This window comes from Bradyrhizobium sp. USDA 241, assembly GCF_049739505.1.
Taxonomy (GTDB): Bacteria; Pseudomonadota; Alphaproteobacteria; order Rhizobiales; family Xanthobacteraceae; genus Bradyrhizobium; species Bradyrhizobium liaoningense.
Genome location: NZ_JBMGPZ010000002.1, coordinates 730,038 through 744,046 on the forward strand (window position 1 = coordinate 730,038; position 14,009 = coordinate 744,046).

11 protein-coding genes and 3 pseudogenes are annotated in these 14,009 nt (G+C 63.0%); 6 read left to right on the forward strand and 8 right to left on the reverse strand.

From position 1 onward, the window contains the following. Positions 1-27: 27 nt before the first annotated feature. The 3 genes from ABIF91_RS04310 to ABIF91_RS04320 all read right to left on the reverse strand — a co-directional run bounded on the left by ABIF91_RS04310 (position 28) and on the right by ABIF91_RS04320 (position 4,832). Positions 28-2,247, reverse strand: coding sequence for a DUF3141 domain-containing protein (locus ABIF91_RS04310; protein WP_424578771.1), 2,220 nt, complete (start codon positions 2,245-2,247; stop codon positions 28-30). Positions 2,248-2,311: 64 nt separating this feature from the next. Next, positions 2,312-3,397 carry an AI-2E family transporter gene (locus ABIF91_RS04315; RefSeq protein WP_028180186.1) on the reverse strand — a complete coding sequence of 362 codons (1,086 nt, stop codon included), beginning with the start codon at positions 3,395-3,397 and terminating at the stop codon, positions 2,312-2,314. Between the two features lie 142 nt (positions 3,398-3,539). After that, a complete protein-coding gene (locus ABIF91_RS04320) occupies positions 3,540-4,832 on the reverse strand; it encodes a DUF2254 domain-containing protein (RefSeq protein WP_035694786.1) in 1,293 nt (430 codons plus the stop codon). A gap of 420 nt (positions 4,833-5,252) precedes the next feature. On the opposite strand from ABIF91_RS04320, the gene ABIF91_RS04325 reads away from it, so the two are divergent. Then, positions 5,253-5,465 (forward strand): hypothetical protein, encoded by a 213-nt coding sequence (locus ABIF91_RS04325; protein WP_028180185.1) that lies wholly within the window; start codon positions 5,253-5,255, stop codon positions 5,463-5,465. Between the two features lie 443 nt (positions 5,466-5,908). On the opposite strand, the pseudogene ABIF91_RS04330 reads toward ABIF91_RS04325, so the two are convergent. Together ABIF91_RS04330 and ABIF91_RS04335 are read right to left on the reverse strand one after the other, a co-directional pair. After that, positions 5,909-7,039, reverse strand: a pseudogene (locus tag ABIF91_RS04330) (IS3-like element ISRj2 family transposase). 89 nt (positions 7,040-7,128) lie between these two features. After that, positions 7,129-7,833, reverse strand: a pseudogene (locus ABIF91_RS04335) (efflux RND transporter periplasmic adaptor subunit); the annotation flags it as partial. An 86-nt stretch (positions 7,834-7,919) separates the two neighbouring features. On the opposite strand from ABIF91_RS04335, the gene ABIF91_RS04340 reads away from it, so the two are divergent. Continuing rightward, entirely contained in the window at positions 7,920-9,188 is a 1,269-nt protein-coding gene (locus ABIF91_RS04340; RefSeq protein WP_038952271.1) for an IS256 family transposase, read from the forward strand. A gap of 29 nt (positions 9,189-9,217) precedes the next feature. Here ABIF91_RS04340 and ABIF91_RS04345 read toward each other — a convergent pair. Then, positions 9,218-9,733: pseudogene (locus ABIF91_RS04345) on the reverse strand (biotin/lipoyl-binding protein); the annotation flags it as partial. A gap of 193 nt (positions 9,734-9,926) precedes the next feature. On the opposite strand from ABIF91_RS04345, the gene ABIF91_RS04350 reads away from it, so the two are divergent. Continuing rightward, positions 9,927-10,562: a TetR/AcrR family transcriptional regulator gene (locus ABIF91_RS04350; RefSeq protein ID WP_028178093.1), complete on the forward strand. Its 636-nt coding sequence runs from the start codon at positions 9,927-9,929 to the stop codon at positions 10,560-10,562. Between the two features lie 43 nt (positions 10,563-10,605). After that, complete coding sequence (locus ABIF91_RS04355; RefSeq protein ID WP_028178092.1) at positions 10,606-10,944, forward strand: DUF6665 family protein; 339 nt, start codon at positions 10,606-10,608, stop codon at positions 10,942-10,944. An 84-nt stretch (positions 10,945-11,028) separates the two neighbouring features. Here ABIF91_RS04355 and ABIF91_RS04360 read toward each other — a convergent pair whose 3' ends face one another. Further along, entirely contained in the window at positions 11,029-12,234 is a 1,206-nt protein-coding gene (locus tag ABIF91_RS04360; RefSeq protein ID WP_028178091.1) for an extensin family protein, read from the reverse strand. A gap of 145 nt (positions 12,235-12,379) precedes the next feature. Between ABIF91_RS04360 and ABIF91_RS04365 the strand changes: the two genes are divergently transcribed. Beyond that, positions 12,380-12,505: a hypothetical protein gene (locus tag ABIF91_RS04365; protein WP_283805393.1), complete on the forward strand. Its 126-nt coding sequence runs from the start codon at positions 12,380-12,382 to the stop codon at positions 12,503-12,505. Between the two features lie 47 nt (positions 12,506-12,552). Here the strand turns inward: ABIF91_RS04365 and ABIF91_RS04370 are convergent, their stop codons facing one another. Continuing rightward, the gene (locus tag ABIF91_RS04370; protein ID WP_424578772.1) at positions 12,553-13,575 is read right to left on the reverse strand and encodes a hypothetical protein; all 1,023 of its coding nucleotides are present in this window, start codon (positions 13,573-13,575) and stop codon (positions 12,553-12,555) included. A 142-nt stretch (positions 13,576-13,717) separates the two neighbouring features. On the opposite strand from ABIF91_RS04370, the gene ABIF91_RS04375 reads away from it, so the two are divergent. After that, on the forward strand, positions 13,718-13,975 hold the full coding sequence (locus ABIF91_RS04375; protein WP_284281859.1) for a hypothetical protein: 258 nt from the start codon (positions 13,718-13,720) through the stop codon (positions 13,973-13,975). The last annotated feature ends 34 nt before the right edge of the window (positions 13,976-14,009 follow it).

The window sequence follows — 14,009 nt, forward strand, 5'->3', positions numbered from 1 at the left end:
TCTCGCTCCCGCCTCTTCCATGAACGCCTAAGATGCTTTCGCCTTTGGGTCGAAAGGGGTAATGTTGGACGTTCCCTCTCCCGCCTCGACACCGAACAGCGCGGCGATACGCTGCAGGCGGCTTGCACGCTCGCCGGTGATTTCGCCGCTCGCGGAAAGGACCTCGCGGATCATTGTGAATGCCGCGAGTCGTTGCGCGGCATCTTCTGGAAGCATCTTCGGGATCGCACCCAGGGCGCCTTGCTGGTCGAGCAACAGCATGAAGAACTGCTCGCGCACCAGCATCTTGAACTCGGGCAGCGTCAAACGCGAACCGCCGGCATCGCGGCGAATCCGACGCAGCGCCTCGATGCTCCGCTCGTCGACCATTCCGCGGGCCGAGCCGATGTAGACCAGGCCGCGAATGGCGGCCTCACGAAGACCGCCCTCCCCCACCCTGGACTTCAGTTCGGCGATTCGCTTCTCGAGCATTGTCCGGTGCTCTGCCGACATCTCGCGCTTGCGCGAAGACTCCCAGTTCGGATCGATCCCGACCGCCGCCTGAAGTGCAGGCGAGCCGTAGACATTGAGGAAGATCGTCTCGCTCAGGGCTTCCTGTGCGTCGCGCCAGCTATCCAGCGCATGAACGATCTGCTTGGACATCTGCTCCTGGAAGGCCAGGAACGGATTGTCCTTTGCCACAGGCTTGCGTTTCTCCTCGATCTCCTCGGCGGCCGTCTTCACGGCGCCCATCCAGGGATTCCGGCTGCTGAGGACCTCGTACTGCAATCGCAGCGGATGCAGGTTGCGCATGGTCTCCGCCATCTGTGGCGTGACCATCTTCTTGATCCAGGGCTGCACGAACTTCCGGTACGCCGCGAGATTCATCTCGGAGACGCGTTTTGCGGCTGCGAAGCGCCGCTCGTCCTCGGGCGAATTGCCGCCCATGGCGCGGATATCGTCGAGCGTTCGCGCCTCGCAGCGCATCACCCACTGCCCGATGACGAGATCGGAGCTCGCGGTCTCCTCACCCTTGGCTTCGAACGTCGCTTCATACAGTCCAGGCGGCAGAATGTCGATCAGGTCGATATTGCTGGAGAATTCCGCATGCTCCTTCTTCGCGACGCCGCCGGAGACGAAGATGCCGAGGTGTCCGATGCTTTCGTGAACGGTGTAGACGATGGTCTGCCCATAGGCCCTGATTTCATTGACGTCTGCATAGCAATCGAGAATCCAGTCCAGCGCCTGCTGCGGCGGCGTGACGTTGTCGCCCTTGGAGCAGAACAACACGATCGGCGACCTGATATTGCGCAGATCGACCTTCTGCCCGTCCGACATCTCGATCTTGCCAGCCGCGAGATTGTTGCCGATGAAGAGCTCATCGACGATGAACTGGATCTCCTCCGCGTTCAGGTTGACGTGCCCGCCCCACCAGCGCTCGAAGTCGAGGTAGCGATCGGCTTCGGTATCGACCTTGGAGTAGACGTTGTATTGCTTGGTCCAGAGCGTGTTGGATGGATTCTGGTTCTCGAAGTTCTGCACCAGCCAGGCGCCATCGAACTTGCCGGCACCGAGATCGCTGGTCAGTGCAGTCAGCCAGCTCCCTCCCAACAGGCCGCCGGAATAACGCATCGGATATTTGCCGTGCACGCCCGCCCAGTAAGCGAGCGGCGCGCCGGCGATGATCAATGGCCCGAATAATTCTGGCCGCAGCGACGCCAGGATCATGACGGCCCAGCCGGCCTGGCAATTGCCGATCACGCAGGGTTTGCCGTCTGCTTTCGGATGCAGGCTGATGACCTTCTCGATGAACAGCGCCTCGGCGCGCGCGATGCGCTCGATGGTCTGCCCCGGCATCGGCTCCGGCAGGAAGCCGATGAAGTAGCAGGGATGCCCCGCTTTCATCGCGACGCCGATCTCGCTGTCCGCCTTGAAGCCGCCGATTCCCGGACCGTGTCCCGCGCGTGGATCGACCACGACGAACGGCCTCCGTTCGAGATCGATCTCGACCCCCTTGGGTGGAATGATGCGCACCAGCGCGTAGTTGACGGGCTCATCGAGCTTGCGCCCGTCGATGATCAGTTCAGCGGCATATTGCAGGACATGCGGCGCCGTCTGCGCGACGTGCTCGCGATACTGGTCGCCGCGCTGGCGCATGATGTCCAGGAACAGGACGCTCCGCTGCCCCGCATCGACCATGTATTCGACCGCCGAGGCAACCATCCCGGATAACGGACCACCCGGCAGGTCCGATTTTTCCATCGTCATATCCCGATCTCGCTGTCGTGTGCAGTCAGAAGGCGCCTCCACGACGCGCCGCCGTTGATTTAAGTCAACGTTCGACAACGGTTTGCAGCGGGACGGCGTCCGTCTTGATCCAGGCGACCGCAAGCTCCCAGGCGACCGAAAGGATGATGGGGCCGATGAAAAGACCGATGATTCCATGCCCCAGCGTTCCGCCGATCACGCCGATCAGGATGACGAGTGTCGGCGTGGTCAAGCCGCGCCCCATCACCAGCGGCTTCAAGACGTTGTCGAGGATGCTGACGATTCCGAGGAAGAAGGTCAGCAGTAATGCGGTGGTGACGTCCTTGTCGGTCCAGATCCAGACGATCACGGGAATCATGACGAGGGTTGCGCCGATCTGCACGATCGAGAGCAGCAGGACCAGAACCGCCAGGAGGCCGGCGATCGGGATGCCCGCGAGCTTGAATCCGATTCCGGCCAGCAGCGCCTGGATCACCGCGATACCGATCACGCCTTGGGATACCGCTCGAATGGTCGCTCCCGCCAAATCCAGGAAATGCTCGCTCTGCTCGGGCACGATCCGCGCGAGAAAGCCCCGGGCCGCGGCCACGAGCTGCGGGCCATAGGGAAGGATGACGCCAGCGACGACGACCGAGAGCAGGAACTTGACTGCTCCCACGCCAGCATCACCCACGAGACCGAGCAGCGTGCCGGCGAACGGCTTCAGATAAGGTGCGACCTGATGCAGGGCCGGGCCAAGATTCGTTGCGGCCTGCTCCCACAGCTCGTAAAGCTGCGCTCCGATCAGCGGCCAGGTCTTGAGGGCCTGCGGCGGCAATGGAACCGTCAGTTCACCCGCGGCCAGCTCGGCGGCGAAGTCTTTGATGCCATCCGCCGCACCCATGCCGAGCCAGGCCGCAGGGCCGATGAAGATGGCGAGATTGATTGCGGTGAAGATGGCCGCCGCGAGCTTCGGGCGGCCGCCCAGGATCCTGGCGAGCAGGACGAAGGCCGGATGGAGCGCGACCGCAAGCACGAGGGCCCAGACCAGAATGGTCACGAACGGGCGGACCAGGTAGAATGTCCAGAAGATCAACAGAGCGAGCAATCCGAGGCGGATCAACAGCTGGATCGCATCTTCGCCGGTGAGACGTTGAAGGAGTGTTCTCATCGTCGCTCCTCTCCGCTGTCTCGTTTGAGCCAGATGCTGATGCGCACCAGGAGAACCCAGAAAGAAAAGACGCCGATCCCGACGGCTGTAGCGACGCGTGGCGCTCGCAACCCCACTCGCGCCAATCCGGCGGAGCCGGTGCTCATGATGCCGCCCGTTCCGACTGCCCCCCGAGCCTTGCCGGGGCGTTCTCCTCCTGGCGGTGCGACAGGCCGAGCCCCTGCCGATCCTCAATGCGGGCCGCGGCGCGATCCTCCGGGTCAAAACCCGATCGTTCGATTCCGGAATCCAGATGACCGAGATAAGCTTGGACCGTTCGTGCCCGCTCGTTGCCGGCGCACGCGGCAAGCTCAACCAGGGCGGATCGAAGACGGCGCATCACCTGGATGGAGGTCGATCCGAACTGCCTGATCTCGTCGAATGCGAGCGCAAGGTAGTCCTCCCATGTCGGCATCCGATAGATCACCCTCAGAATGCCGTCCTGATCGAAGGCGCGACAGGCCTCCAGATCGCATTTTGCCAATCGTCGCAGGAGATCTTCGATCTGGTCGATGGCCTGAACGGCCGTCGTCGGATCGTTGATGGCTGGAGACAGGGCCTTGATGGCAATATCGACCAGCAGGCGCATGGCATATTTCGGATCCTGCTCGAATGTCCGCTGGTCGCCTAGATGGATCGACGCGCGCAGCTGGCTCTCCAACCCGGCGCTGGCCGCACCGCGAACGCGCAGGATTACGGTGCCTTCAAGCAGAGTATCGCCGACGGCGCACTCCAGTACGACGAGGCCGTCCATCCGGTGGCCAAGCCCGACCAGCTTCGCAACATCGATCGAGGTCACCGATTGCGGGTTTCCGACGTGCCGGATGGCTAGCGCCGGTAACTCGGAGTGCCGTGGGTCGGGAACTGCGCTTGCTGCGGTCGACGGCCGCACTTCTTGATATGTGCTTGCAATGACCTCCCTTCCCGAATCGCCCAGCGACTGCAGCACGCGCGTGATCTGAAGGTTGTTCAGGCGCTGGACGAGCTGTGCAAGCATCAGCACGCTCGCCATCAGCATGGCACCGACAATCATTGCGGACAACAAAGGGACGCCTTGAGTGCCTTGGCGATCCACCCAGGCCAGCGTCGCAAGACTGTACATGAAGGTCGCGACGAACATGCCCAGCGAGTGAAACAGCAGCCGGTCGCGCGCGAACCAGACCACCAGCCGCGGCGAATAGACGACGGCATTGAACTGAACGAGCACAAAGGCGATCGAGAAGACGATGCCGGTCAACGCCATCATGCCGGAAGCGACGGCCGAGAGGTACGCCTGGGCAGACGATGTCGAGAGATCAAGCCCAGACGCCATGAACCTGGCTTCCAGCCGCGGCACCAACAAGCCTGCCACGATACTCGCAGCGGCATAGAGGGATGGTATCAGCCAGAGCTGCATTCCGCGTCGTCTCCATGGCTCAGCGCCAGGAGGGCTTGTCGCCCCAGTTGGCCACGCTCAGCATCGGCGCGGAGACCTCCGGTTCGTTGATCTCGATCAATGGTCGGGATGCAGTCGGCAGATCGGGGTTGGGGCAGGCGGTGGTGCTCTGCGCCGTCGAACAAACAAGCTCTCGATTCAATCGGTGCCGCGGGATGCCGATTGAATGACTACGCCAAGGATGACGTCAATCCCGGCCTGGCGAGGAGACCGGGCGCAGACGGCCGCCAATTCGGCTCATCGGAGAGAGCAACGAGACCGTTTCGCTCCGCTCGGTGCGCCGAGGCAACGCGTCGCCGGAATTCGCGCAGCACATCCTCGGCGAAGCCGTACGTGAGTTGATAGGATCCGGGTCCGGGATTTGCGAAAGCGCATCCCGATGTGAGCGTCGAACTCCTCGCGATCAATGGCGCGATGAATCCGTCGGCTGAAGGCATCGACATCGTGATGACCGCGTTCCCCGACAGCTTCAACGGGGGGCGAGCTCATTCCGCGGAAGAATGCGCGGCAGTGATGCGTCGTAGGGCCATGCAGCAGCTCCCCGCGAGTGATGTCAGGCGGGCGGGCGATCTGGCTGGGGCGGGAGGGATCTAGCCTCAACCGTCAAACCAGCTAACTCACTGATTAGACTCATCTATTCAAACGCCATATCTGGGGGAGTCGGAAAAGGATCCCCTCATACCTCCTAGCATTTGAATACTTTGGATAGAAGTAGTCGTGAACGTTCAACGACCTCCTTGAATTTCACGTACGCTTGCCCTTCGATTCTTGACCGGAGTTTGCATCGAATCTAGGACACATCCACTCGCTTTCGAGGGCCATGAAAGAAGGCGGCCCAAATGCAGATTCAATCTACCAATGGTTGCTGCCAAACTTTGCGCTTCTGAATCTAGAGCTGGCCCCGGTTGTTTGGACAGCGCCCCGCTGGATTTAAGTGGATTCCTGCCGGGTTATGCTGAACGCGGGGCTTTACGGTTTTGTCGTTGCGTCGGGAGGGCGTAGCCCGACCAGAGCGACGACAAAACCGTCGGCGACGGTCATGCGGCCATCACCATAGCTTGCGTGCCGAAGTAAGCCTCGTCGGGCGTGCGCCCGTCAAGGCTCGAGTGAGGGCGTCCCTGATTGTAGAAGGCCAGATACTTGGCAATTGACGCTCGCGCCTCGGACACGCTGTCGTAGGCGCGGAGATATACTTCTTCGTATTTGACCGTGCGCCAGAGCCGCTCGACAAACACGTTGTCGCGCCAGGCGCCCTTGCCGTCCATGCTGATGGCGATCTTCGCGTCCAGCAGCACATCGGTGAACTCGAGGCTGGTGAACTGGCTGCCCTGATCCGTGTTGAAAATCTCGGGCCTGCCGTGCTTCGCCAACGCCTCCTGGACCGCTTCGACGCAGAAGGCCGCCTCCATTGTGATCGAGACGCGATGGGCCAGGACCCGTCGGCTGAACACATCGACGACCGCCGCGAGATAGACGAAGCCACGCCGCATCGGAATGTAGGTGATGTCCATTGCCCACGCATGGTCGGGCCGCTCGATCTTCAATCCGCGCAACAGGTACGGGTAGATCTTGTGACCCGGAGCCGGCTTGCTCGTGTTCGGGCGACGATAGACCGCCTCGATCCCCATGCGCTTCATCAGCGTCGCGATGTGGCGGCGACCGGCGTATACGCCCTCCCGCCGCAGCAACGATCGCAGCATACGCGCTCCCGCGAAGGGATAATCGAGATGCAGCTCATCGAGCCGACGCATCAAGGCAAGGTCCTCGGCCGAAACTGGCCGAGGTTCATAGTAGACCGTGCTGCGAGCCAGCTTCAGGACCTTCGCCTGGCGCACGATAGAAAGATCATGATCGCGGTCGATCATCGCTTTGCGCTCAGCAGGCCCGTCTTGGTGAGCGCGCCGGACAAAAAATCGTTTTCCAACGCCAGCTCGCCGATCTTGGCATGTAACGCCTTCAAATCGACCGGCGTCTCGGCCGATGTCTTGTCATGCCCAAACACGCCGGCGGCGCCTTCCAGGAGCTGGTTTTTCCAGATCGTGATCTGGTTCGGATGAACATCAAACAGTTGCGCCAGCTCCGCCAGTGTCTTGTCGCCTTTGACCGCAGCCCAAAGCAACCTTCGCCTTGAATGCCGGAGAATGCGTCCGGCGGCTCTTCTTCGTCATCTTCGCTCCTGATTCGCAGCAAGAATCCTCGCCGCTGTCAGGCAGAAAATCCACTCAAGCTACTGTCCGAATTTGCGGGGCCAGCTCTTCTGCTTCGTCACCGATTTCGGCACGCGGATGCGGACCGGCACGCGCTGCACGATCTTGGTGAAATTGCCGGTGGCGTTATCCGGCGGCAGCAGCGTGAACACCGAGCCCGCACCCGCCGCGATGCTGTCGACGACGCCGGAGAACTTGCGCATGCCGTAGGCGTCGACCTTGATCGTCACCGGCTGGCCGGGGCGGATGCGCTTGAGCTGCGTTTCCTTGAAGTTGGCGTCGATATAGACGTCGTCGAGCGGCACGATGTTGCCGAGGCGCTGGCCGACCGCGACGAAGTCGCCGGTGTTGACCAGGCGGTTGGAGAACGTGCCGTTGACCGGCGCGCGCACCGCGGTGAAGGCGAGGTCGCGCTCGGCCTTGGCGAGCGTGGTCTTGAGCTCGGCGAGCTGGGCCTGGGCCTCGGCCTGCTGCGCCCTGGCGACATCGACATTGCTGACGGCAACGTCGTAGGCGGCCTGCGCGGCCTTGACCGCGGCGGCGCCCTGATCGCGTCCGGCTTCCGAGCTCTCGAAGGTGGCGCGCGAGGCAAAGCCCTTGCTGCTCAGCGCCTGCTGGCGCTCATAATCGAGGTCGGCGCGCTTGAGGCCCGCCTCCGCGGAGACGAGCTGCGCCTTGGCCTGCGCGACCTGGCTGTCGAGCGCGGCGACCTGGCGACCGATGCGATCGATGGTGGCCTGCTGGGAGCTATGGCGGAATCTGGGTGATGACGGTGTGAGGAAGGCGGCGTATCGAGGCGGGTGACGAGCCTGCCAGAACCTCTCGAGGAGAGCGATACGCCATGACCGAGACTACCAATGTTCTTGCTTTCCGTCAGCCGTCCGCGGTTGATGATCCACTGACCGATATCGTTCGTGCCGGCGCGCGGGACCTGCTTGCCAGGGCGATCGAGATCGAGGTTGGCGCGTTTCTGGCCAGCACGGCCAATCTGACGCTGCCCGACGGTCGAGCGCGCCTGGTCCGACATGGGCACGGTCCGGTGCGCGAGATTGCGACCGGCATCGGTCCGGTGGAGGTCGCTCGTCCCAAGGTCCGCGACCGCGGAGCGAGCGGGCCAGGCGACCGCCTCCGCTTCAGTTCGGCAATCCTGCCGCTATGGGCGCGGCGGACGAAGAGCCTGGATGCCTTGATCCCGGTCCTCTATTTGCGCGGCATCTCGACCGGCGACTTCCAGGAGGCGCTCTCGGCGCTGCTCGGCAAGGATGCGCCGAACCTGTCGCCTTCGGTGATCGCCGGCCTGAAGGCCGATTGGCAGGTCGAGTACGAACGCTGGCAGAGACGCGATCTGTCGGCGCGTCGCTATGTCTACATCTGGGCCGATGGCGTGTACCTGCAGGCCCGCATGGAAGATCACAGCGAATGCATGCTGGTGCTGATTGGCACCACGCCGGAAGGCAAGAAGGAGCTGATCGGCTTCCAGGTCGGCGTGCGCGAGAGCGCGCAGAGCTGGCGCGAACTCCTGATCGACCTGCGGCAACGCGGGTTACGGATTGCCCCGCAACTCGCCATCGGCGACGGCGCCCTCGGCTTCTGGAAGGCACTGGACGAGGCCTTTCCCGGCACGCGGCACCAACGATGCTGGTGCCATAAAGTGAGCAACGTACTCGACAAGGTCGCCAAATCCGTGCAGGGCCCCATGAAGAACGACCTGCGGAACATCTATCTGGCCCCACACCGGGCCGAAGCTGAAACCGCGATCGACGTCTTCGTCGAGAAATACCACGTCAAATACGGACGTGCGGTGGAGTGCCTGATCAAGGATCGCCATGCGCTGCTCGCCTTCTTCGACTTCCCTGCTGAGCACTGGATCCACCTACGCAGCTCGAACCCGATCGAGAGCGTCTTCGCCACGGTGCGCCACCGAACGGTGCGGACCAAGGGATCGCTGTCGCAACAAACTGCGAAGCTGATGGTGTTCAAGCTCATCGACGCCGCATCGAAGACCTGGCGGCGATTGAAGAGCACGAACCAGTTGCCGAAAGTCATCGCCGGTGTAAAGTTCATCGACGGAATCGAAGTCATTCCGAACACTGAAAGCCACGCCGCCTGATCAGGCCGCGTCACCCAAAATCAGCCATAGCTCGCCTGCTGGGTCGCGATCTTGGTCGCGGCGGCTTCGACCGCGATCTTGTAGTCGCCGTCGTCGATGCGGAAGACGATGTCGCCGGCACGCACCGGCGTGTTGTCGCCGGCGAGGATCGCGGCAATGTGGCCGGCAACGCGCGCGCCGAGCATGGTGTTGTTGGCGCGGACATAGGCGTCGTCGGTGGAAATATAGAAGCGGCCGACCAGCGTGTAATAGCCGGCGTAGCTCGCGGCCGCGAGCGCGAGGACCAGGCCGACGCCCATCAGGACGAACTTGCGCTTGCCGGATTTGGGCGCACCGGCGGCGGGTGCGCCTGGCGCGGGCACGGCCGGCTTGTCGGTCACGGGCTTTGGCGCCTCCGGGGTCGGACGTTTCGCTTCGTCGGCCACATGAGCGCGTAGCTGCTCGGCATGGGGTGCAGCTGTCTCGGACGCAGCATCATCGCCCGACTGCTCCTCCACCGCGTCCTGGCGAAGGACGCGAGCAGTCTGGTCTCTCGATACGGCCATAAAGGCCTCCCCCAAATATGTGCGATCGAGGGCGGCCGCTGCGCAGCCTTCCCTCTCGCTGATCCCAAGTACCATTGACCGAACCGTTCGGTCAATATAAACAAGCTTCGCGGACAGACCATACGACCTCGAAGGCTTTATTCGGGTTTCAGGGACCTGTTCCGGTCCAAAAACTTTTCGAGACTCTAAACCAATGGTTGTAGTTGCCAACGAACATCCGCAGGTTGTCCATGAAGAGGACAGCTCCAAGCGCCGCCAGATCCTCGACGGCGCCCGCAAAGTGTTCATGGATCTCGGTTTCGATGGCGCCAGCATGGGCGAGATCGCGCGCGCGGCTCAGGTCTCGAAGGGCACGCTCTACGTCTACTTCGCCGATAAATCCGCGCTGTTCGAAGCCATCCTCGAGCAGGAAGCGCTCCAGCACGGCCAGGTCGTGTTCAGTTTCGATCCCGCCCGTGATGCCAAGACCACGCTGAAGGAGTTTGGCCTCGCCTACCTTCACCTGGTCTGCCGGCCCGGTGGCGGATCGGCGATCCGCACCGTGATGGCGATCGCCGAACGCATGCCCGATGTCGGCCGCCGTTACTATGGGCGCGTGCTCGACAAGTCCATCAACCGCCTTTCCGGTTATCTCAAGGCCCGCGTCGCCGCGGGCGATCTCGATATCGACGATTGCGATCTTGCCGCCTCGCAGTTCATGGAGCTCTGCAAGGCCTCGCTGTTCCTGCCCTTCGTCTTCCAGGCCGCGCCCGCGCCCTCGGAACAGCGCATGACCGAGGTGGTCGACAGCGCAACGCGGATGTTCCTGGCGGCGTACAAGACGAAGTAGCAGCGCGTTGCGGATACGGACCGGGCGGCATTATATTGCGGCCATGTCTCGTGATCTTCGCCCGCCGGTCGACATCCTCCACTACGAGATCGTCCAGGAACAGGCCTCGGCGCTTGGACGGATGGGCCGCGCACTCGAACAGAGTCTCGCGCGCTTGCGCGAATTCGACGCCGCCCACGCACCCTCGGAGGTGCCGGCCTCAATGCAATCGGCCAGGCGCAAGCTGGTGCTGGAAGCCGGGCACGCGCTTTGGATGTTCGTCGTCCAACGTGAGGCGTCCGGCTTGCGCGACAGCCGCCACATCATGCGCACCTACAACGTTCCAAGTGAGGTGCAGGTGTGCATGGGGCTGGCCCCTGCACCGTCGAAGCCGGCCTCGTAGCGAGATCGTAGCCCGCATGAGCGCAGCGACATGCGGGAAAACTGCTCCGGATATCGCTGCGCTCATCCGGACTACAAAGGAAGGCTACTCGTCGACGTACTCGTCTTCTTCGTGCTTGCGCGCCATGCTCTTGCGCGCACCCAGCGAGCCGGTGACGGAGGGATCGCGCGCATTGGCATAGGGCCTGCGCGACTGCGCGCGCGCGGCGACCTCCTCTCCGGACGCGGCGGCAGGTTGACAGATCAGGCGGCGGCTGGCACGGCGCATCAGGTCGACGTGAATGTGATCGTAGTGAAAGACGTTCGAGCCAGGCGCGAGCACGGTGGTGAAATGCGCACACGCTCCCGATTGCACGTCGCGCAGGAAACCCTGTTCCTCCGGCATGCCGCGCCAGCCGTCCTTCACGGTGACGCGACGGCCGTCGGCGAGCACGAAGGCGGAAATGTCGAGCGCGTTGCCGAAGGCGTGCTCGGAGATGTGGGCCCGCGAGTTGCCGTTCATGCCGCGGCACGAATAGGCGGAGATCTGCTTGATCTCGGCGACGCGGACGCCGAACCAGCGCATCGCCGAGGGCTGCACCGTGTCGGCGAGCCAGCGGTCGAGCTCGGACACGATCGGGCAGGCCAGCGTCGCCGTCGGCTTGATCGCGACGGGCCCGACCGCGGTGACGGGATTGCCCTGCGCCGGACCAAGGCGCGGCAGTGGCTGCTGCGCGGGCGCCTGCGAGTAAGGCGCCGGCCGTGCCGGATAGCTCGGCGCATTCATGTAGCGCGCAGCCCCGGCGGCATCGGTGCCTTCGGGCGGCAGATCGATCTCGTCCTCCTGCGGCGCCACGCCGGGCGCGTTCAGCGACATCGGCCCGGTCGAGGCCCCATAGCCGGACGGCTGGCGCGTCGCGCTCTCGGGATAGTTCGACCGCGGCGGATAGGAGGAGGCCGGGTAGTTCTGACCCTGCGGATAGTTCGATTGCGGTTGTGTCACGGGCCAGCGCGGCTGGTTGCCGATGCTCCCCGGCGGACGCAATGGCTCGTCGGCAAAGCCATAGGTGCTGGAGGCTTCGCCGATCGCTGCGACCTTGAGTGGAAACTCGGCGCCGCACTGGCCGGGGCCGGAAATCGGGTCGATGCGGACGATGTCCGCACTCTCCTTCACCGCGCCCGATTTCAGGCATGCGGCTTCCGCCTCGGCCCGCCACGGTTCGCGTTCGGCCTGGAAGAAGCCGCGACCGCAACCCGCTAGCGAAACAAGGACGATGGAGCCGACGAGATACAAACGAACTCCGCGCGTCATGCACGCACGTTCGGTGAATTTACTTAAAGACTCTTCAACACGTTGATTTCAGCCTTCCTTAACCATGGCGGCCGCGCGCGCTGTCGGCTGCCGACGATGAGCGACAGCGAGACTGCCTTTTTCGCGAGGAGACTTTCTGTTAACCATGATGGTCGCGGCAGGGTGCGCGACCATCGGGAGCGACCTCATGACGTTCGCCGGCAGACTGGGCGTTATCACCGCCTACCTCGCCATGGCCTTCGTCGGCGCTATCGTCCTCGGCATGATCTAGAAGCGTTCACCGACCGCATCACAGCCTGCCATCAGGCCGCCGAGGCTCTAAAGCGTGTGTGAATGCCAGCCTGAGCCGAGTGCTATCCAACCGAGCTTCAGCGAGTGAAACATCAGGTACCGCGGCATGGCGCCGTGGACGAACAGCGATGCACCCGGGACCGCTGCGACGTTGGGGTCGGCAACGTCGAGGAAGCTCGACGACTTGCCGAGGTCCTGCCACCGCGGCAGCGGAATGTGGATCCCCTTGTTGAGGCGGAATTCCTGCACGACCTGGTTCAGCTTCACCGGCCGCTGGTCGTAGGTCAACACCTTCGGGGCGAAAGAGCGCAGTCCCTCACTCTTGTCCCTACTCGTCGAGAAGCGGCCGTCATAGTCCCACACCTCTTTCAGAGCGGACTTGAGGTCCTTGGCTTGGTTCAGGAACGTGCTCATGTAGTGGACGCCTGCGCTGTAGCTCGCCGTAATCACCTCCTTGAGGTCCATATCCTCGCCTTTCCGTCCCGGAAAACGCTGGTCGCGGATATGCCTCAGGATCAACTCGATCAAATCCTTCCACTTGTCGGGAAACACGCCGCACGTTTCCGTCGACGCGAGGTTGAAGATCGGCATGATGAGCACGATCTTCTTGTTCGACGCGGCGAGCTGGGCGCCCTGCTGCTCGCAGTAGCGGTAGATGTTGTGCCAGCCGCCGGTCTGGGCCGCGTACTGTCCGTCGTCGTATCCGGCCCGTGGTGTGGGCAGCGGATGGAAGAAGATGAGCGCGCGGGTGAACTCGGTCGTGCCGTCCGGCACCACGGCGCATACGCGCGCCGGCAACCCTCTCGCGTATGCAAACACGAAATTCCTGAACCCGTTGTGCCCGGTCGTCCCCGACCGCAACACCCTGTCGGCCACGACCGTATCCGGAGCGGCGACTTGGAGCCTGTCGTTCGCCGGAAACGCCTTGGCGCTCGGGTGATCCTTGAGTTCTCGAATCATGGGGACGCTCTGCGTCTCGAGCGGCCTCTTTGGCTCCCGCTCGACTTCACGCGGCGAGCGATACTCCAGCTCGGGAACGTCTTCCACCATGCGTGACCCCTTGTTCGTCGTGGACGGAGGAGCGCGTCAGTGACGGCCGGCTGCGCAGGAAGGCAGAGCGATCAATTCAGAAGCCGGAGCGATCAACTTAATCGAAGGGCTACAGGGTGTCCAGAAGTCGAGGCGGTTGCAAATGGGCGAGAAGCGGACAGCGTCGACACATCTGACGCGAATGATGGATGTCAGTTGCCCAATTGAGAAAGCCGCAACGATATTTATTCCCAAGAACGCGTGGCACGGATTCACTACTCCCGATAACGAGTTGTTATTGCTCTGGGTCACGGCGCTTGCCGGTCTGGATGGCTTTCTCCGCAAGACCGAGCAAGCAGCGAGACGCTGTTACGACCGCGAGCCGCCCGACACTTCGCGCTGCGCGGGCCGGCGGCCGTGACTTCAGTCACAGAGGGAGCGAGGCTTGCGGCCTA